This is a genomic window from Caballeronia sp. GAFFF1, assembly GCF_023630705.1.
Lineage (GTDB): Bacteria > Pseudomonadota > Gammaproteobacteria > Burkholderiales > Burkholderiaceae > Caballeronia.
In genome coordinates this window covers 29,314-46,723 of record NZ_JALQEM010000002.1, presented here as the reverse complement: position 1 = coordinate 46,723, position 17,410 = coordinate 29,314, and the positions used below count along the sequence as shown (strand labels likewise).

General features: G+C 64.3%; 16 protein-coding genes. 4 read left to right on the top strand and 12 right to left on the bottom strand.

The genetic code is table 11. The features are described from left to right. Window positions 1–5: 5 nt before the first annotated feature. Window positions 6–257 (bottom strand): PAAR domain-containing protein, encoded by a 252-nt coding sequence (locus NCR37_RS01070; RefSeq protein WP_250471125.1) that lies wholly within the window; start codon window positions 255–257, stop codon window positions 6–8. 234 nt (window positions 258–491) lie between these two features. On the opposite strand from NCR37_RS01070, the gene NCR37_RS01065 reads away from it, so the two are divergent. Further along, window positions 492–1,247 (top strand): HesA/MoeB/ThiF family protein, encoded by a 756-nt coding sequence (locus NCR37_RS01065; protein ID WP_250471124.1) that lies wholly within the window; start codon window positions 492–494, stop codon window positions 1,245–1,247. A gap of 3 nt (window positions 1,248–1,250) precedes the next feature. Here NCR37_RS01065 and ptsP read toward each other — a convergent pair whose 3' ends face one another. From ptsP to NCR37_RS01025, 7 genes are all read right to left on the bottom strand, one after another. Further along, entirely contained in the window at window positions 1,251–3,011 is a 1,761-nt protein-coding gene (gene ptsP / locus NCR37_RS01060) for a phosphoenolpyruvate--protein phosphotransferase (RefSeq protein ID WP_250471123.1), read from the bottom strand. Window positions 3,012–3,238: 227 nt separating this feature from the next. Further along, the gene (locus NCR37_RS01055) at window positions 3,239–3,508 is read right to left on the bottom strand and encodes an HPr family phosphocarrier protein (RefSeq protein ID WP_159835102.1); all 270 of its coding nucleotides are present in this window, start codon (window positions 3,506–3,508) and stop codon (window positions 3,239–3,241) included. A 36-nt stretch (window positions 3,509–3,544) separates the two neighbouring features. After that, complete coding sequence (locus NCR37_RS01050) at window positions 3,545–4,033, bottom strand: PTS sugar transporter subunit IIA (RefSeq protein ID WP_248321004.1); 489 nt, start codon at window positions 4,031–4,033, stop codon at window positions 3,545–3,547. Window positions 4,034–4,290: 257 nt separating this feature from the next. Beyond that, entirely contained in the window at window positions 4,291–5,247 is a 957-nt protein-coding gene (gene gshB / locus NCR37_RS01045) for a glutathione synthase (RefSeq protein WP_250471122.1), read from the bottom strand. A gap of 50 nt (window positions 5,248–5,297) precedes the next feature. Then, a complete protein-coding gene (gene gshA, locus NCR37_RS01040; protein WP_175939214.1) occupies window positions 5,298–6,587 on the bottom strand; it encodes a glutamate--cysteine ligase in 1,290 nt (429 codons plus the stop codon). A 294-nt stretch (window positions 6,588–6,881) separates the two neighbouring features. Further along, on the bottom strand, window positions 6,882–8,351 hold the full coding sequence (locus NCR37_RS01035) for an ammonium transporter (protein ID WP_284506744.1): 1,470 nt from the start codon (window positions 8,349–8,351) through the stop codon (window positions 6,882–6,884). 30 nt (window positions 8,352–8,381) lie between these two features. Next, complete coding sequence (locus NCR37_RS01025) at window positions 8,382–8,720, bottom strand: P-II family nitrogen regulator (RefSeq protein ID WP_014190273.1); 339 nt, start codon at window positions 8,718–8,720, stop codon at window positions 8,382–8,384. 396 nt (window positions 8,721–9,116) lie between these two features. Here NCR37_RS01025 and NCR37_RS01020 point away from each other — a divergent pair, with 396 nt between their 5' ends. After that, entirely contained in the window at window positions 9,117–9,377 is a 261-nt protein-coding gene (locus NCR37_RS01020) for an accessory factor UbiK family protein (protein WP_159835097.1), read from the top strand. 96 nt (window positions 9,378–9,473) lie between these two features. Next, window positions 9,474–11,021, top strand: coding sequence for a YifB family Mg chelatase-like AAA ATPase (locus NCR37_RS01015; RefSeq protein ID WP_250471119.1), 1,548 nt, complete (start codon window positions 9,474–9,476; stop codon window positions 11,019–11,021). A 365-nt stretch (window positions 11,022–11,386) separates the two neighbouring features. Here the strand turns inward: NCR37_RS01015 and NCR37_RS01010 are convergent, their stop codons facing one another. Next, a complete protein-coding gene (locus NCR37_RS01010) occupies window positions 11,387–11,899 on the bottom strand; it encodes a hypothetical protein (protein WP_502800467.1) in 513 nt (170 codons plus the stop codon). Between the two features lie 229 nt (window positions 11,900–12,128). Between NCR37_RS01010 and NCR37_RS01005 the strand changes: the two genes are divergently transcribed. Beyond that, window positions 12,129–12,668, top strand: coding sequence for a TlpA disulfide reductase family protein (locus NCR37_RS01005; protein ID WP_250471117.1), 540 nt, complete (start codon window positions 12,129–12,131; stop codon window positions 12,666–12,668). Window positions 12,669–12,716: 48 nt separating this feature from the next. Here NCR37_RS01005 and NCR37_RS01000 read toward each other — a convergent pair whose 3' ends face one another. Genes NCR37_RS01000 through NCR37_RS00990 form a run of 3 tightly spaced genes read right to left on the bottom strand, consistent with a single transcriptional unit; the run spans window position 12,717 to window position 17,371 of the window. Next, window positions 12,717–14,057, bottom strand: a complete 1,341-nt coding sequence (locus NCR37_RS01000; RefSeq protein WP_250471116.1) for a sigma-54-dependent transcriptional regulator — start codon at window positions 14,055–14,057, stop codon at window positions 12,717–12,719. A 21-nt stretch (window positions 14,058–14,078) separates the two neighbouring features. Next, window positions 14,079–16,061, bottom strand: a complete 1,983-nt coding sequence (locus NCR37_RS00995) for a sensor histidine kinase (protein ID WP_502800465.1) — start codon at window positions 16,059–16,061, stop codon at window positions 14,079–14,081. Window positions 16,062–16,084: 23 nt separating this feature from the next. Then, complete coding sequence (locus tag NCR37_RS00990) at window positions 16,085–17,371, bottom strand: dicarboxylate/amino acid:cation symporter (RefSeq protein WP_175939127.1); 1,287 nt, start codon at window positions 17,369–17,371, stop codon at window positions 16,085–16,087. Between the last annotated feature and the right edge of the window lie 39 nt (window positions 17,372–17,410).

Here is a 17,410-nt window from a genome sequence, read left to right as displayed (position 1 = left end):
CGTCCTCACGGCTTAACTAGCGTTGCACCGCAAGCCGTCTTGTCGCCGATGTACGCGACACGCCGTCCTTTATGGGTCATGCTGCCGGAAGCGATGATTGGAGACGTTCCGCCGCACTTCGGGCACTCGGTCAGGTGTTGATCGAGCGCGATGGGAATCCCTAAATGCCTGAAATCTGGCGCCGCTTGAATGACTACGCCGCCGTGGTCGGTCTTGTCGCCAAGGCGCGCGGCTTCGCGACCGCTTGCATCTCTCATCCTTTGTTGTCCTTATTGCTCGCTAGTGAAACTCTAGAACATTTCAGCGCACGGGCATTGTGGTCGCTATCGGAGTCCGCTTAAACCAGCCCGGTCGCCATCTTTGTTCCCGGAGTCGAGAAACGAGCGCATGCAGAACATGGCACCTCGAATTCAATGGACGGCGCATCTTCTAGCTTAGAATCTCTCGGAACCGCACCGTCTCCCCGCGCCCCTCGCAGCACCCCCGAGCCGATGAACGACGACCAACTCCTCCGCTATTCCCGCCACATTCTCGTCGATGAAATCGGCATCGAAGCGCAGCAGCGCTTCCTCGATGCGCACGCGATCATCGTCGGCGCGGGCGGACTGGGCGCGCCGGCCGCGATGTATCTGGCCGCGGCGGGCGTCGGCAAGCTCACGCTCGTCGATGCCGATACCGTCGACCTCACGAACCTCCAGCGGCAGATCGTCCATGCGACGCAATCGGTCGGTCAACCGAAAGTGGAATCCGCACGACACACGCTGCACGCGCTGAACCCGGACATCGAAATTCAGGCGATCAACGCCCGAGCCGACGCCGCCTGGCTCGACGCCAACGTGCCGCACGCGAGCGTCGTGCTCGATTGCAGCGACAACTTCGCCACGCGCCACGCGATCAACGCCGCGTGCGTCGCGCATGGCGTGCCGCTCGTGTCGGGCGCGGCCTTGCGCTTCGACGGACAGATCAGCACATTCGACTTTCGCTCGCCCGCGTCGCCCTGCTACGCATGCGTGTTTCCGCCGGATCAGGCGTTCGAGGAAGTCGCGTGCTCGACGATGGGCGTGTTCTCGCCGACGGTCGGCATCATCGGCGCGATGCAGGCGGCCGAAGCCCTGCGCGTGATCGGCGGATTCGGGGAAACGCTCGCTGGCCGGCTGATGATGCTCGACTCGCTGCGCATGGAATGGAACACGATGAAGATCGCGCGGCAGCCGGATTGCCCGGTCTGCGGCGCGCGTCATCTCTAAAGCTCAGGCTTTCTGCAAACGCGCGAGCGCAGCCTGAAGCTCGGCCGGCTCGTACGCCGCGAGCACGTCGGCAACCGGCTTCTCCAGCGCCTTCAGATTCGAGCGCAAGATCTCCTGCTTCACCACGAGCAATTGGCTCGGATGCATCGAGAATTCGGTCAGGCCCAGTCCGAGCAACAGGCGCGTGACGGCCGGATCGCCCGCCATTTCGCCGCATACCGAGACGGGAACACCTGCGCGCTTCGCCTCGCGCAAGGTCAGCGCGATCAGATGCAACACCGCCGGATGCAGCGGGTCGTAAAGATGCGCGACGGAGTTGTCCGCGCGGTCGATGGCGAGCGTGTACTGGATCAAATCGTTCGTGCCGATCGACAGGAAATCGAGCCGGCTCAGGAACAGCCGCACCGCGATAGCCGCCGCCGGAATCTCGATCATCGCGCCGATCTGCACCTTGCGGTCATACGCGATGCCCGCGTCGTCGAGCTGGCGCTTCGCTTCGCGGATCAAATCGAGCGTCTGATCGATCTCCTGCGCGTGCGCCAGCATCGGTATCAGAATCTTGGTCGGGCCGAACGCCGACGCGCGCAGAATCGCGCGTAGTTGCGTCACGAACATTTGCGGCTCGGACAGGCTCCAGCGGATCGCGCGCAAGCCGAGCGCCGGGTTCGGCGCGGTTTCGTAACCGTCGCCGCCGGTCATGGAATCGAGCGGCTTGTCCGCGCCCACGTCGATGGTGCGGATCGTCACCGGCTTGCCGTTCATCAGCTCGACCGCGCGCTTGTACGCCTCGAACTGCTCCTCCTCTTCCGGCAGCTGGTCCTTGTGATTCATGAACAGGAACTCGGTGCGAAAGAGGCCGACGCCCATCGCGCCGGCTTCGACTGCGACTTGCGCGTCGTCCGGCAGTTCGATGTTCGCGCATAGCTCGATCTTCGTCCCGCAGAGCGTCTGCGTCGGCGAAAACTTGAGGCGCTGGAGCTTGCGCTGTTCCAGCAGCTTTTCGCTTTGCCGATACGAATATTCTTCGAGAACGATGGGCGCCGGATCGACGATCACGATGCCATGATCCCCGTCCACGATGATGAGATCGTTCTGGCGAATCAGCGCGCTCGCCTGCTGCACGCCGACCGACGCCGGAATTCCGAGGCTGCGCGCGACGATCGCCGTATGCGACGTGCGCCCGCCGAGATCGGTCACGAAGCCCTTGAACGCCTGCGTCTTGAACTGGAGCATGTCGGCCGGCGCGATATCGTGCGCGACGACGATCATCTCGTTGTGTCCGTTGCTCGCGGCCGTGTGCACGACGAGCGACGCCGCCGTCGGCGCACCCGCCAGCGCCTTCAGCAGGCGCTCCACGACTTGCTGAATGTCCGCCTTGCGCTCGCGCAGGTATTCGTCTTCGATGTCGTCGAAGAAGCTGCCCAGAATTTCGAGTTGTTCGGTAAGCGCCCATTCGACGTTGTAGCGGCGCGCGCGAATGAGGTCGATGGTCTCCTGCACGAGCATGGCGTCGTTCAGGATCATCATGTGGACGTCGATGAACGCGCCCATTTCGGTCGGCGCGTCGGCGGAGAGGTCTTCCCGCAGTGCTTCGAGTTCCTGCGCTACGGCGGCCTGCGCCGCATGGAAACGCGCGATTTCCGCGTCGATCTGATCCGGCTCGATCAGATAATGGGCGACGTCGAGCGCGGCCGGCGCAATGAGATACGCTCGCCCGATGGCGATGCCTCGTGATACGGGAATTCCATGCAGCGTGAAGGACACGCGCACCTCCTCTAGTTGTGATGTATCCGCGGCCTCTCAGACCCGCGGCGGGCGCTTGGCCGCACAGGCAATTATAAGTTCGAACCTATGGAAAGTCCCTGCACGGCCTGTCGCGGCGGGAACGAGGCGATTTCCCCGCGTTACCGCGAGACCAAATGAAGCGGCCGCAAAAAAGCCGCGTCGATGCGCGGCTTTTCGTTGCATGCGTACGGCTTTCGATGATGCGCTTACTGCCCTTCCCCGAACTTGTCGGCGATCAGGCCGAGTATCGCCTGCATGGCTTCGGCTTCGTCCGGGCCTTCGGTTTCGATCGTCACCGTGCTGCCAATGCCCGCTGCCAGCATCATCACGCCCATGATGCTCTTCGCGTTGATGCGGCGGCCGTTGCGGCTCATCCAGATTTCAGACTGATAGTTGCCGGCGAGTTGCGTGAGCTTCGCGGATGCCCGCGCGTGCAGCCCGAGCTTGTTCACGATAGTTGTTTCTTGTTGCTGCATGATGCTCCGGAACGCGAATGGATGAGGGAAGCGGCGTCAGTGGCTGGCCGCCTTCGCGGCGGCGAGATCGGCGCTCGCGGAACAGGCGGGATCCGGCGAGCCGGCCACCTTGGTTGCAAGCGCGCAAGGATTGAGCGGCGTGGAAGAATCGAGCTCCTGGATTCCCTTCGACCCGCCTTGCAGGATTTTCTCCGTGAGCGTGTCGAGCGGCGTGGCGCGATAGCAGACGGCGCGCACGAGCATCGGCAGATTCACGCCCGCGAGCACGCGCACGTCGGCTTCAGCGAGGCTCGCCGCGATGTTGGCGGGCGTCGCGCCGAAGACGTCGGTGAGCACGATCGCGCCGTTGTCTTCCTTCAGGCGGTCGATTTCCGAGCGGGCGAATGCGCGGACCTCCACCGGATCGCAGTCGGCGGTCACGTCGATGACGCCGATGCGCGCGGGCAAGCCGCCGTAGATATGAGCGACGCACTCACGAAGCGCCGTGGCGAATGGTGCGTGCGCGATGATCAGAATGCCAGCCATGTCGGGATTGCTACCTCTGTAGCGACGAATACGTCAGAGATCGCTCGAAACGCGCGAGCGTCGCGTGTTACAGGCCATATATGCATCCGGCCGGTCGGGAAATCAACCGGCGGGCGCAAGCGGCCTTCCCGTCTTGCCGGCTTGCAGAAGCTGTTCCAGCCCCAGATCGCAAGCCATCGGGAAGTCAATTGTAACAGTGCTGGCAGCGCGCGTTTTGCAGTGCGCCAAACGCATGGAGGCGCATGCGGCGAGAGGCGTCAGCCGGCTGCGCGCTCCAGCGCGTCGATGAACATGCCCGCCACGTCAAAGCCCGTCTGATCCATGATCTCGCGAAAGCATGTCGGGCTCGTCACGTTGACTTCGGTGAGATAGTCGCCGATGGCGTCGAGCCCGGCGAGCAGCAGTCCGCGCGCCTTCAGCACCGGACCGAGCGTTTCGGCGATCTCGCGGTCGCGCGCCGTCAACGGCTGCGCACGGCCGAGCCCGCCCGCCGCGAGATTGCCGCGCACTTCGCTGCCTTGAGGAATACGCGCGAGCGAATACGGCACGGGCTCGCCGCCGATCACCAGAATGCGCTTGTCGCCATCCGATATCTCGGGGATGAACTTCTGCGCCATCACCATGCGCGCGCCGTTCTCGCTCAGCATCTCGATGATCGAACCGAGATTCATGCCGTCCGCCTTCACGCGGAACACGCCCATGCCGCCCATGCCGTCGAGCGGCTTCAGAATGACATCGCCGTGCTCGGCGTGAAATGCACGCAAGCGCGCCGGGTCCCGGGTGACGAGCGTCGGCGCGACGAACTGCGGCCATTCGGCAATGGCGAGTTTCTCCGAATGATCGCGAATGGCCTGCGGCTTGTTGAACACGCGCGCGCCCGCGCGCTCGGCGATTTCGAGCAGCCAGGTGGCGTTCACGTATTCGAGGTCGAACGGCGGGTCCTTGCGCATCAGCACCGCGCCGAACTTCGCGAGCGGCAGATTTTCGGGCTCCGCCGCCGAAAACCACGGCGAGCGGTCGCTGTCCGCTTCGTCGCCGACAATCTGGATGCGGCGCACGTTCGCCTCGACCGCGCTGCCCGTCCACGCGAGGTGCTGCGGCTCGCACGCGTAGAGCACGTGACCGCGGCGCGCGGCTTCGGCCATCATCGCGTAGGTCGTGTCCTTGTAGATCTTGAAGTGATCGAGCGGGTCGGCGATAAAAAGAATGTCCATGGTCTTCGCTTGGGTTCACGCGGCCTGCGAGCTTACCGCAAGCCGCGCGCTTATACCTGAATGGCTTCCGGATCGGTCTTTTCGAGTTCCACCGACGCCGCGAGCAGCCCCAGCCGCGCGACGACGCCGTACATGTAGAAGCGGTTCGGCGGCGCGGCGCCTGGCTTCGCGTGCGCGTCCGGAAGCGCCGTATGCTCGAAACCGAGCGGCACGAAGTGCATGCCCGGCGCGTTCAGGTTCTGATCGCGCTCGCGAGAATCGTGTACGCGATAAAACCCGCCGACGACATACCGGTCGATCATGTACACGACCGGCTCCGCCACCGCGTTCTCCACGCGCTCGAAGGTATGCACGCCTTCCTGCACGATCACGTCGTGGACTTGCAGGCCGTCCTTCGCGTCGTTCATCTTCGCGCGCTCGCGCTTCGTGAGCGCGGCCACTTCGCTCGCGTCGTGCACGGTCATCACGCCCTTGCCGTACGTGCCGGCGTCGGCCTTGATGACCACGTACGGCTTCTCGCTGATGCCGTATTCGCGGTACTTCTTCGCGATCTTCTTGATAACGCCGTCGATGGCGTCCGCGAGCGCCTCTTCGCCCGTGCGCGCTTCGTAGTCCACGCCTTCCACATGCGCGAAGTACGGGTTCACCATCCACGGATCGATCTCGACCATCTTCGCGAACTTCTTCGCCACGTCGTCATAGCAGGCGAAGTGCGTCGATTTGCGGCGCACGGCCCACCCCGCATGCAGCGGCGGCAGCAGATACTGCTCGTGCAGGTTTTCGAGGACAGGCGGAATACCCGCCGAAAGGTCGTTGTTGAGCAGAATCGAGCAGGGATCGAAGTTCTTCAGCCCGAGCCTGCGCGGCGTGCGTTCGAGCGGCTCCAGCACGATCTTCTGGCCGTCGGCGAGCGGAATCGTCACCGGGCCGTGGATGTTTTCATCGAGCGTGCCGAAGCGGACGTTCAGTCCCGCCTGCCGCATGATGGTCGCGAGCCGCGCGACGTTTTCCAGATAGAACGCGTTGCGCGTGTGGCGCTCCGGAATCACGAGCAGATTCTTCGCGTCGGGACAGATCTTCTCGATGGACGCCATGGCCGCCTGCACGGCGAGCGGCAGCACTTCCTGCGGCAGATTGTTGAATCCGCCGGGAAAGAGGTTGGTGTCGACAGGCGCGAGCTTGAACCCTGCGTTACGCAGATCGACGGAACAGTAAAACGGCGGCGTGTGCTCTTGCCATTCGAGACGGAACCACCGCTCGATGGCTGGCGTGGCCTCGAGGATTTTCCGCTCGAGATCGAGCAGAGGGCCACTCAACGCCGTAACTAAGTGCGGGACCATTGATTTCTCGCGGACAGCTTTGCACGGGACCGGAGCGTGACGCCCGGCCGATAGAAGACCAAAGATTGTAGAGCAATTGTTTTGCCTAATTGGGGATGAGCCGGCAATTACCAAGGTCTCCTGCGCCCCGTCCGGCAATGCAAGACGAACGTCAATGGACGAAACCCGGACGCGCGGTCTTTATTCCCCTTCAAACGAAAAAAACCCGCCATGAAGGCGGGCCAAGTCGCTGCGCTCGTTCTTGTAGCCGTAGCGCGCGCGTGATCGATACGCGCACGCTTGCCGGCACATTCGTCACTCGACGTGTTCGCCGTGCAGCGTCACGTCGAGACCTTCGCGTTCCTGTTCTTCCGTGACGCGCAGGCCCATGGTCATGTCGATGATCTTGAGCAGGACAAAGCTCACCACGCCCGAGTAGACCAGCGTAACAAGCACGCCCTTCGCCTGCACGAGCACCGAGCCGTCGAACCCGCCGATGTCCTTCACCGCGAACACGCCCGTCAGCAGCGCGCCGATGATCCCGCCCACGCCGTGCACGCCGAACGCGTCGAGCGAGTCGTCGTAGTTGAACTTGTGCTTGAGCCACGTCGCCGACCAGAAGCAGACCACGCCCGCGACGATGCCGATCACGATCGCGCCCGGCACGCCGACGAAGCCTGAAGCCGGCGTCACCGCGACCAGACCCGCGACCGCGCCCGAGATGATGCCGAGCACCGACGGCTTGCCCTTCGTGATCCACTCCGCGAACATCCAGCCGAAGGCGGCAAATGCGGTGGCGATTTGCGTGGTGAGCATCGCGAAGCCGGCACGGCCGTCGGCCGCGACCGCCGAACCTGCGTTGAAGCCGAACCAGCCGACCCACAGCATCGACGCGCCGATCAGCGAGAGCACGAGGTTATGCGGCGCCATCACTTCGCGGCCATAGCCGACGCGCTTGCCGAGCACGAGGCAGCACATCAGACCCGCGATACCCGCGTTGATGTGCACCACCGTGCCGCCCGCGAAGTCGAGCACGCCTGCCGTCGCCAGCCAGCCGGTCGGTTCCCAGACCATGTGCGCGATCGGCGAATAGACGATCAGCGACCACAGCGCCATGAACACGAGCATCGCGGAGAACTTCATGCGGTCCGCGAACGCGCCGGTGATGAGCGCGGGCGTGATGATAGCGAACGTCAACTGGAACGCGAAGTAGACGGACTCCGGAATCGTCGAGGCGAGATGGCTGACGGTGAGCGTCGTCGCCTTGTCGCCCTTGATGTAGGCCATGCCGTGCAGGAACACGCGCGAGAAGCCGCCGATGAACGACCCGCCCGGCGTGAACGCGATGCTGTAGCCTACGACCGTCCAGAGGATCGTCACGAGACAGCAGATCGCAAAGCTCTGCATGGCGGTCGCGAGCACGTTCTTCTTGCGCACCATGCCGGCGTAGAAGAGCGCGAGACCGGGAATCGTCATGAACAGCACGAGCGCAACCGAGGTCAGCATCCACGCGGTGTCGCCGGAACTGATCTTGGATGAATCGACCGAGAACGGCTCGGTCGGCGCGGCGGGCGCCGCTTCAGACGCGCCCGATGCCGCAGCAGCCGCTTCTGCCGACGAAGCCATCGCCGTGTTAGCGCTGGCGGGCGCGCTTGCCGTCGAAGCCGCGTCGGACGCGGGTGCGGAGGCGGCGACCGGAGCGGACGCGTCCTCTGCGAGTGCGGTGCCGACATTCGCGCCGATCAGCGCGCCCGCCACCATCAATGACATCAAAAAGTTGCGCATTCTTCTGGTTCCTCTTATCGCCGATTTTTCTTAGAGCGCGTCCGCGCCGGTCTCGCCGGTACGAATGCGAATCACCTGTTCGATTGCGGTGACGAAGATCTTGCCGTCGCCGATCTTGCCCGTGCGGGCCGCGCGTTCGACGGCTTCGATTGCCTGATCCACGATGTCGTCCGAAACGGCTGCCTCGATCTTCACCTTCGGCAGGAAGTCGACGACGTATTCCGCGCCGCGATACAGCTCGGTATGCCCTTTCTGGCGGCCGAAGCCCTTCACTTCCGTGACGGTAATGCCCGAAACGCCGATGGCCGAAAGCGCCTCGCGCGCTTCGTCGAGCTTGAACGGCTTGATGATTGCGGTGATGAGTTTCATGTGTCCCTCGCTGTGGTTGCCTTCCTTCCGCCTGCCGTTCCGCTTAAGAACGCGTTCAGAAAAGGTCGCGCCACTTATGCAACTCGTATGCCAATCGAGTACTGGCAAGCCTTCCAGCAAAGCTGCGACAAAATGCGGGGCGCCCCTCTGCCGAACGGCTAACGCGCGCCGCGCGTGCTGGCGCGGGGGCAGGTTCATTGCTAGAGTGGTCGCGAGGTCCGCAAAAAGGGCATGGACGGCCATCGCAGCCGCGAGCCGGCGCTAAAATCGCGTCGCCTGTGAGATGTCCCCGGCGTGCGTTCGCGATATAGGCGCGCGCACCAAGATCGAACATTCGATATTTCGGGGCACTGACCTAACAATGAATGCACTTTATTTGTGCAGAAGGGAGAAACGATGAAGCAGCCCAACGACGTGTTCAACGACCTGCAGCAGAAAATGAGCGAGCTTTTCAAGAACTCGCCCGCGAAGGACGTCGAAAGAAACATGAAGGCGATGCTTTCTCAAGGCTTCTCGAAGCTCGATCTCGTCACGCGCGAAGAATTCGATACGCAGACGCAAGTGCTCGTGCGCACGCGCGCGCGTCTCGAAGAACTGGAAAAGCGCGTCGCTCAACTGGAACAACGGTTGACAAGCACCGGCGCGGCGCAAGACTAAGCCCGCTGTTTCTCTGGTACCCGGCCGGCGAGCCGTGAAGTCCTAGTCTTATTGTCGGCGCGGCCGTTTCCGGCGCGCGCCGTTTCAGGTGAAATCATGTCGCTTGCCGTGGTACGCAGCCGCGCGCCCGCTCCTGGGCGCGCGCCGGAAGTTGTCGTCGAAGTCCATCTTGCCAACGGGCTGCCGTCTTTCTCCATCGTCGGCCTGCCCGATCTCGAAGTCCGCGAAAGCCGGGAGCGCGTGCGCGCCGCGTTGCAGAACTGCGGCTTCGATTTTCCCGTCAGCCGTATCACCGTCAATCTCGCGCCCGCCGATCTGCCGAAAGAATCGGGCCGCTTCGATCTGCCGATCGCGCTCGGCATTCTCGCCGCGAGCGGGCAAATTCCCGCGGAATCGCTCGCCGACCGTGAATTCGCGGGCGAGCTATCGTTGACCGGCGCGCTGCGCCCGATGCGCGGCGCGTTCGCGATGGTCTGCGGCGCGGCGCGCCAGTACGCAGTTGCCGAAGCCGCTAGCGCCCGCGTGCCCGAGGTCTACGTGCCGCTGGCGAGCGCGGCGGAGGCCGCGCTGGTCCCGGGCATCGACGTGTACGGCGCAGCCGACTTGCCTGCGCTGTGCGCCCACCTCAACGGAGTCCCCGACGCGCGGTTGCGACCCGCGCAAGCCGCAACGCTTTCAGACGCGTCGTCCGTGCCCACGCCCGACCTCGCCGATGTCATCGGTCATCCGGGCGCGCGGCGGGCGCTCGAAGTGGCGGCGGCGGGCGGGCATCATCTGCTGATGGTCGGGCCGCCGGGCGCGGGCAAGTCGATGCTCGCCGCGCGTCTGCCCGGCCTTCTGCCGCCGATGTCCGACGACGAAGCGCTCACGTCCGCCGCCATTCTCTCGGCAAGCTCGCTCGGCTTTCACCCGGCGCAGTGGCGGCAGCGGCCGTTTCGCGCGCCGCATCATTCGTCGAGTTCCGTGGCGCTCGTCGGCGGGCGCAATCCGCCGCAACCGGGCGAAATCACGCTCGCGCATCTGGGCGTGCTCTTTCTCGACGAGCTTCCCGAATTCGATCGCAAGGTGCTCGAAACGCTGCGCGAGCCGCTCGAAGCCGGCCGTATCACCATTTCGCGCGCCGCGCAGCAAGCCGACTTCCCTGCCGCCTGCCAACTCGTCGCCGCGATGAATCCGTGTCCGTGCGGGTGGCGCGGCGACCCCTCGGGCCGTTGCCGATGCTCGCCGGAGATCGCCGCGCGTTACCTGCGCAAGCTGTCCGGGCCGCTCATGGACCGCATCGACATTCAGATCGAACTGCCCGCGCTCTCGCCGGCGGAATTGTCAGCGCGCAGCGCGAAGCGCGGTGAATCGAGCGCGCAGGTAGCGGCGCGCGTGGCCGTCGCGCGGGAGGCGCAGTGGCGCCGGCAAGGCAAGACGAATCGCGAGCTGGATGGCCGCGAAGCCGACGACGTCTGCCGCCCCGATTCCGCCGGCGAAGCGCTACTGCGCTCGGCGGGAGAGCGGTTCGGCTGGTCGGCGCGGGCCTACTACCGCGTGCTGAAAGTGGTGCGAACCATCGCGGATCTCGCCGGCGTCGACACGCCGGACGCGGCGCACGTCGCGGAGGCGGTCCAGTACCGGCGCGCGCTCGGCATCGCATGAGGATTGAGGCAGTTCGCGCCAGCGCAAAAATGCTTGTCAAGTCTTGACTTATGCACACCGACGCGATCCGCGCCCCTCTTTCATCGGATTTGACGCTGGCTAGACCTCGATTCCGCAGCCCATTGATTTTATTGAACTAATTAAATTGCCGTCATCGGAGGCAAAGTAACGCCAGCCGCTTATCTCGGGCTTTTGAGGGCCAGCGCACGCTCTTCTCCACAAAGTTATCCACAGAACTTGTGGATAGACGAAAAAGTCCTGACAAATCCGTGTATTACGGCTCAGTTTTGCGAATCGACTTGCATTTCATTTCGCGTGCGCGCGGCGGTTTTAAGCCAGCACTTGCATGGATTCGAGCGTGCCCTCTAAAAAAGTTTGAAGGACGTAAAGAACTGATCCGCTTGCTCGGCGGGCGGCGCTTTGTCAGAGACGATCGCCAGTTGATACACATGCATGCCGCGGGCGACGAAACGCGCGTGAATCGTCCGGGGCTCGCGCTTTTCGCCGCTTTGGCCTGCCACCTGCATCTCGCTGCCGAGCACGCGCCCGCCCGCCGCCAGGTCGATCTGCGTCGCGCGCGCTGCCGGATGCGCATTCACGTTGTGCGCGAGGCCCTGCTCCAGGTAGTCGAGCGCCGCGCGTTGCAGCGCCGGGTCCGCGCTCGGCAGCACGACCGTGCCGACGGCGAAGACCGCGTCGTTCGCTTCGGCGGTCTGCATGCGCATGGTCATCGGCTGGCCGGCAATCTCGATCTTGCGTTCGTCCGCGCGAGGCTTGGCGGGCAGCGTCACTTCGTAGCCGTCGTCGTTGTTCATGACGGTGCGCCAGTCATAGGCGGGCGTGCAGGCCAGCAGCGCGCCACAGGCAACAGCCGCCATCGACGCGCGCCACGCGCCGAGCGCGGCAAAATGGCGCACTACGGCTACCACGGGGAGAAAAGCCTGCTTCATGTCCGATTTTTTGCGTGAGAAAGCATCATTATCGCGCCGCGATGCCGGGCTTTCCGTTCTGTCATGATGCCGCCCGGCGTTTGGCGCTAAAATAACCGGCACTTTCCTATTGCGGTTGCGCCGCTCAGGGCGCTGGACTCTGCAATCCGAGGTTCCCATGTCCCAAACCACGCAAGATACTTCCGGCCGCGCCAAAAGCCCGCTGCGCTATGTCGTCATGGCGCTCGTCGCGGGCGTGATCGCCTGTACCGGCTACTTCGCGTTCGGCGGCCAGCAGCGCGTGCCGGACGCCACGTTCACGCTGCTGTCGGGACAGAAGATTTCGACATCCGCGGATCTGAAGGGCAAGGTCTATCTCGTCAACTTCTGGGCGACGAGTTGCGAGACCTGCATGAAGGAAATGCCCGAGATGATCAACACGTACAACAAGTTCAAGGGGCGCGGGCTGGAGTTCGTCGCCGTCGCCATGAACTACGACGCGCCGATGTACGTCAGCAATTACGCGCAAACGCGCAATCTGCCGTTCAAGGTCGCGATGGACGACGGCAGCGCCGCCAAGCAGTTCGGCAACGTGCAACTGACGCCGACTACCTTCGTCATCGACAAGAACGGCAAGATCCTGAAACGCTATGTCGGCGAGCCGACGTTCGCGGAACTGGATGCCTTGCTGGACAAGGCGCTCGGCTCTGCGGCGTGAGCGCAGCCCGTCTCGAGACAACGCCCGCTCGCGCGGGCGTTGCTTTTTCTAGCGGTCGGAATCGCCTTTCGCGGCAAGCCCGTAACGCTTGATCTTCTCGTAGAGCGTCGCCTTGCCGACCTGCAAGCGGTCCGCCGCCATCGCGACCGCGCCGCCGCACTGCTCCAGCGTTTCCGCGATGACCGCGCGCTCGAACTGCTCGGCGCGCTCCTTGAGCGATTGCGTCGCCGTGTCGAGCGACGCGCTCGCGTCGTCCATCACGCCGAGCACCATGCGATCCGCCGCGTTGCGCAGTTCGCGCACGTTGCCGGGCCAGTCGCGCTGCATGAGTTCGGCGCGCTGCCGGTCCGTGATGAGCGGCGCGGGCCGGCCGTAGCGCACGGCGGCATCGAGCAGAAAGTGTTCGAAAAGCGGCACGATGTCCTCGCGGCGCTCGTTGAGCGGCGGCAGCGTGATGGTCACGACATTCAGCCGGTACAGCAGGTCGCGCCGGAACGTGCCGTCCGCGACGTGCTCGTTCATGTCGCCTTTGGCCGCGGCCACCACGCGCAGATTCGCCTGCACCGGCTGGTTCGACCCGAGCCGTTCCAGCACGCCGTCCTGCAACACGCGCAGCAGCTTCACTTGCAGCGAGAGCGGCATGCTTTCGATTTCGTCGAGAAAAAGCGTGCCGCCGGATGCGTGCTCCAGCTTGCCGATGCGCCGCTTTTGCGCGCCCGTGAACGCGCCCGCTTCGAAGCCGAACATTTCGGATTCGAACATCGGCTCGGGCAGCGCGCCGCAGTTCACCGCGATAAACGGCTTGTCGCGGCGCGGCGACATCTCGTGCAAACTGCGCGCGATCAGTTCCTTGCCGGCGCCCGTGTCGCCGTTGATGAGCACGGAGGCGTCCGTCGGCGCGACGTTCGCGATCAGCCGGCGCACCTGTTCGATGGCCGGACTGCGCCCGATGATGCGCGGCGCGACGCCGCTCTGATCGGCCAACTCGCGCCGCAGCGCCTGATTCTCAAGAACAAGCGTGCGACGTTCCAGCGCGCGCCGCACCGCTTCCACGAGACGCTCGGAGGCGAACGGCTTCTCGATGAAGTCGTACGCGCCGTCGCGCATCGCCTGCACGGCCATCGAAATATCGCCGTGTCCGGTGACGAGAATCACGGGCACGTCCGGCGCGCGTTCGCGGCACTGCGCGAGCAAATCGAGGCCGCTCGCGCCCGGCAGCCGGATGTCGCTCACGATCACGCCGGGAAAATTCGCGTCGATGACGCGCGCGGCCGATTCGACGCTGCCGTGGCCCGCCACCTCGAAGCCCGCGAGTTGCAGGCTCTGCACGCTCGCGCGGCGCACGAGCTCGTCGTCTTCGATAAAGATCACCTGCAAACCGGCAGTCATGTCTTGCCTCGATTCAAGTTGCTACGCGCGTCGCAGCGTCAAAACGAATTCCGCGCCGTGCGAGTGATCGGCGTCGGCTTGCGTGCCGCCTTCCGGGCCGTCCGCGACGATGGGCGCCACGCGATTGCGCGCGACGAGCGTGCCGCCGTAGTCCCGCGCGATCGCCGATGAAATCGCCAGCCCCAGGCCGAGCCCATGACCCGTCTCCTTCGTCGTGAAGAACGGCTCGAACAGGTGCGGCAGCGCGTCGGCGGGAATGCCCGGCCCGTTGTCGCGTACGACGATCTCGACCGCATCCGCCCGCGCGTCCAGTTCGATCACGATGCGCGGGGCGTCGCAGGAGGCGACGGCATCCAGCGCATTGCCGATCAGGTTGATGAACACCTGCTCCAGTCGCAAATCTTCGCAGCGCACCATGATCGGCGGGCCGTCGCCTTCCAGTTCCGGCGCAATGTCGAGCACGACGTTCGCAAGACGCGGCCCGAGCATGCCGAGCACATTACGCAGCGCTCGCGCGACGTCCGTGCGCGCGTTCTTCGGCCGCGCCTTGGCAACGAAGAGCTTCAGCTGATTCGTGATCTTGCCCATGCGCTCGGTCAGCGCGGCAATGGCTTCGAGATTCTCGCGCGCCGCCGCCTGATCGCCGCGCTCGATCAAGACGCGCGTGTTGTCCGAAAAACTGCGCAACGCGGCTAGCGGCTGATTCAACTCATGCGTGATGCCCGCCGCCATCTGCCCGAGCGCGGCCAGTTTGCTCGCCTGAATGAGTTCGTCATGCGCGGCGCGCAGGTCCTGCTCGGCGCGCGTGCGCTCGTTCACTTCCTTCGTGAGTTGCGCGTTCGCCTCAGACAAATCCGCCGTGCGCTCCGCCACGCGCTGGTTCAGTTCCGCATACGCCGCCTGCAACAACTCGCGGCTGCGGATCATCTCGCGCACGCGCGCGCGCCGCATGCGCCAGTAAAAGGCGAGCAGACAGAGCGAAACGAAGACGAGCGCCGTCACGACGACCGCCGTCTGCGCCGCGCTTTCGACCGGATCGAGCGGCGCCATCGTGATGAGTTGCCAGTCCGGCTCGCCGATGGAACGGCGCGTCGCCAGAAAACTCGGCGCGTTGTGTCCGCCGCCGACGCGCACGATCTGCGCGCCGCCTTCGAGCGTTTCGACGACGGACAGAGGCAGCGGCGTGATCGGCTGCTGCGCGTACTGTCGCGTCTGATACACCGACGCCTCGACGCTCTGCGGCAACGGCCGCACCGTGTGATATTTCCACGACGGCACCGAGGACAGAAAGATCACGCCGTGGTCGTCGGTGACGAGGAGCGGCTCGGACGCATCCGCGCCTTGCAGCCATTCGAGATTGAGCTTGACGACCGCGACGCCGATCAGCTCGTGCCCGCCTTCCTGATACACCGGCTGCGAGATGTAGTAACCCGGTTCGAGCGAAATCGTCCCGAGTCCGAAGAACCGTCCGACGCCGCCTTTCACGGCATCGACGAAATACGGCCGGAAGTGATATTCCACGCCGATGAAGCTGTCCGGCCCGCTCCAGTTGCTTGCCGCGACACAGTAGCCGTCGGCGCGAATCAGGTAAGTCGCGGTGGCATGCGAGCGGCGGTTGAGGTCTTCGAGATAGCGGTTCGCGCGATCGACATTGCGCGCATCGGGCGAGACGAGCACGTCCTGCACGAACGGATGGCGCGACAGCAGATACGGCAGATATTCGTAGCGGTCGAGCGTGCTTTTCAGCGTGCTCGTCGTGCGATCGACGCGCGCCGCCGCGTTGCGCCGTAACTCGTCGATGCCGCGCTGCCGCTCGACGTGCCACGTGAGCGCGCAGCACGCCGTGAGCAACGCGGCGAGCGCAAAGAACACGAGGATACGGCGCGTCACGTGATGAGATTCCCGCGATTGAGAATCCCTCATTGTGGCATAGGCGTTTTCGGGATAAGCCTGCCTACACGCGCGCGGCGAAGCGTCCGCAGTCGGAAGCTTCGCCGCTCGCATGTTCGCGTCCGTCCCGAGTCGCTTCAGACCGTTTCGGCCTCTTCGGTCACGTCCACATTGCGATGCAAGGCCGCGCGCAGCTTGGCGCGATCGAGTTCGCGCTCCCACGCCGAGACAACCACCGTCGCCACGCCGTTACCGACGATGTTGGTCAGCGCGCGGCATTCGCTCATGAAGCGGTCGACGCCGAGAATCAGCACCATGCCCGAGAGCGGAATGGTCGGCACCACCGCAAGCGTCGCGGCCAGCGTGATGAAGCCCGCACCGGTCACGCCGCTCGCGCCCTTCGAGGTCAGCATCGTCACCGCGAGCAGCGTCAACTGCTGCCCCCACGACAGGTCGGTGTTGGTCGCCTGCGCGATGAAAAGCACCGCCATCGTCATGTAGATGTTGGTGCCGTCGAGATTAAACGAATAGCCGGTCGGCACGACGAGACCCACGACCGAGCGCGAGCAGCCGAGCTTTTCGAGCTTCAGCATCAGTTGCGGCAGCGCGGCTTCGGACGAACTCGTGCCGAGCACGATCAGCAACTCTTCCTTGATGTACGCGACGAAGCGCAGCACCGAGAAGCCGACCATTCGCGCGATGATGCCGAGCACCACCACGACGAACACGACGGACGTCAGATAGAACGTGCCGATGAGCTTGAGCATGGGCAGGAGCGAGCCGATGCCGTATTTGCCGATGGTGAACGCCATCGCGCCGAACGCGCCGATGGGCGCGAGCTTCGTGATGATGCCGACCATGCCGAAGAGCACGCTCGACAGGCTTTCGATGAAGCTCGTCACCGGCCTGCCGCGCTCGCCGAGATGTGCGAGCACCGCGCCGAACAACAGCGCGATCAAGAGGATCTGAAGGATTTCGCCCTGCGCGAACGCGGACGAGAGCGTGTCCGGAATGATGTGCAGGAAGAAATCGACCGCGCTCTGACCGTGCGCGGCCTTCGCGGCGTACGTGTCGATGGCCTTGTGATCGAGCGTCGCCGGATCGACGTTGAAGCCGACGCCCGGCCGCAGCAGGTGCGTGGCGACGAGGCCGAGAATCAGCGCGAACGTCGAGACGACTTCGAAGTACAAGAGCGCCTTGCCGCCGACGCGCCCGACTTTCTTCATGTCCTCCATGCCGGCGATGCCGGTCACGACGGTGCAGAAAATGATCGGCCCGATCACCATTTTGATGAGCTTGATGAAGCCGTCGCCGAGCGGCTTCATGTCGGTGGCGAGCGAGGGATAGAAATGCCCGAGCGCAATACCGATGGCGATGGCCACGAGCACCTGCACGTACAGGACTTTGTAGAAAGGTTTCTTCACGATGGTTCCAGGCAATATCAGCAGTTGGCAATGAAAGCG

What these genes read in the sequence shown, in the direction of transcription:
- NCR37_RS01015 (WP_250471119.1), top strand. Translation starts at nt 9,474, where the DNA reads ATGTCGCTTGCCGTGGTACGCAGCCGCGCGCCCGCTCCTGGGCGCGCG.
- NCR37_RS01020 (WP_159835097.1), top strand. Translation starts at nt 9,117, where the DNA reads ATGAAGCAGCCCAACGACGTGTTCAACGACCTGCAGCAGAAAATGAGC.
- NCR37_RS01035 (WP_284506744.1), bottom strand. Translation starts at nt 8,351, where the DNA reads ATGCGCAACTTTTTGATGTCATTGATGGTGGCGGGCGCGCTGATCGGC.
- NCR37_RS01050 (WP_248321004.1), bottom strand. Translation starts at nt 4,033, where the DNA reads ATGGCTGGCATTCTGATCATCGCGCACGCACCATTCGCCACGGCGCTT.
- NCR37_RS01065 (WP_250471124.1), top strand. Translation starts at nt 492, where the DNA reads ATGAACGACGACCAACTCCTCCGCTATTCCCGCCACATTCTCGTCGAT.
- NCR37_RS01005 (WP_250471117.1), top strand. Translation starts at nt 12,129, where the DNA reads ATGTCCCAAACCACGCAAGATACTTCCGGCCGCGCCAAAAGCCCGCTG.
- NCR37_RS01025 (WP_014190273.1), bottom strand. Translation starts at nt 8,720, where the DNA reads ATGAAACTCATCACCGCAATCATCAAGCCGTTCAAGCTCGACGAAGCG.
- NCR37_RS01070 (WP_250471125.1), bottom strand. Translation starts at nt 257, where the DNA reads ATGAGAGATGCAAGCGGTCGCGAAGCCGCGCGCCTTGGCGACAAGACC.
- NCR37_RS01010 (WP_502800467.1), bottom strand. Translation starts at nt 11,899, where the DNA reads ATGGCGGCTGTTGCCTGTGGCGCGCTGCTGGCCTGCACGCCCGCCTAT.
- NCR37_RS00995 (WP_502800465.1), bottom strand. Translation starts at nt 16,061, where the DNA reads ATGCGAGCGGCGAAGCTTCCGACTGCGGACGCTTCGCCGCGCGCGTGT.
- NCR37_RS01055 (WP_159835102.1), bottom strand. Translation starts at nt 3,508, where the DNA reads ATGCAGCAACAAGAAACAACTATCGTGAACAAGCTCGGGCTGCACGCG.
- gshB (WP_250471122.1), bottom strand. Translation starts at nt 5,247, where the DNA reads ATGGACATTCTTTTTATCGCCGACCCGCTCGATCACTTCAAGATCTAC.
- gshA (WP_175939214.1), bottom strand. Translation starts at nt 6,587, where the DNA reads ATGGTCCCGCACTTAGTTACGGCGTTGAGTGGCCCTCTGCTCGATCTC.
- NCR37_RS01000 (WP_250471116.1), bottom strand. Translation starts at nt 14,057, where the DNA reads ATGACTGCCGGTTTGCAGGTGATCTTTATCGAAGACGACGAGCTCGTG.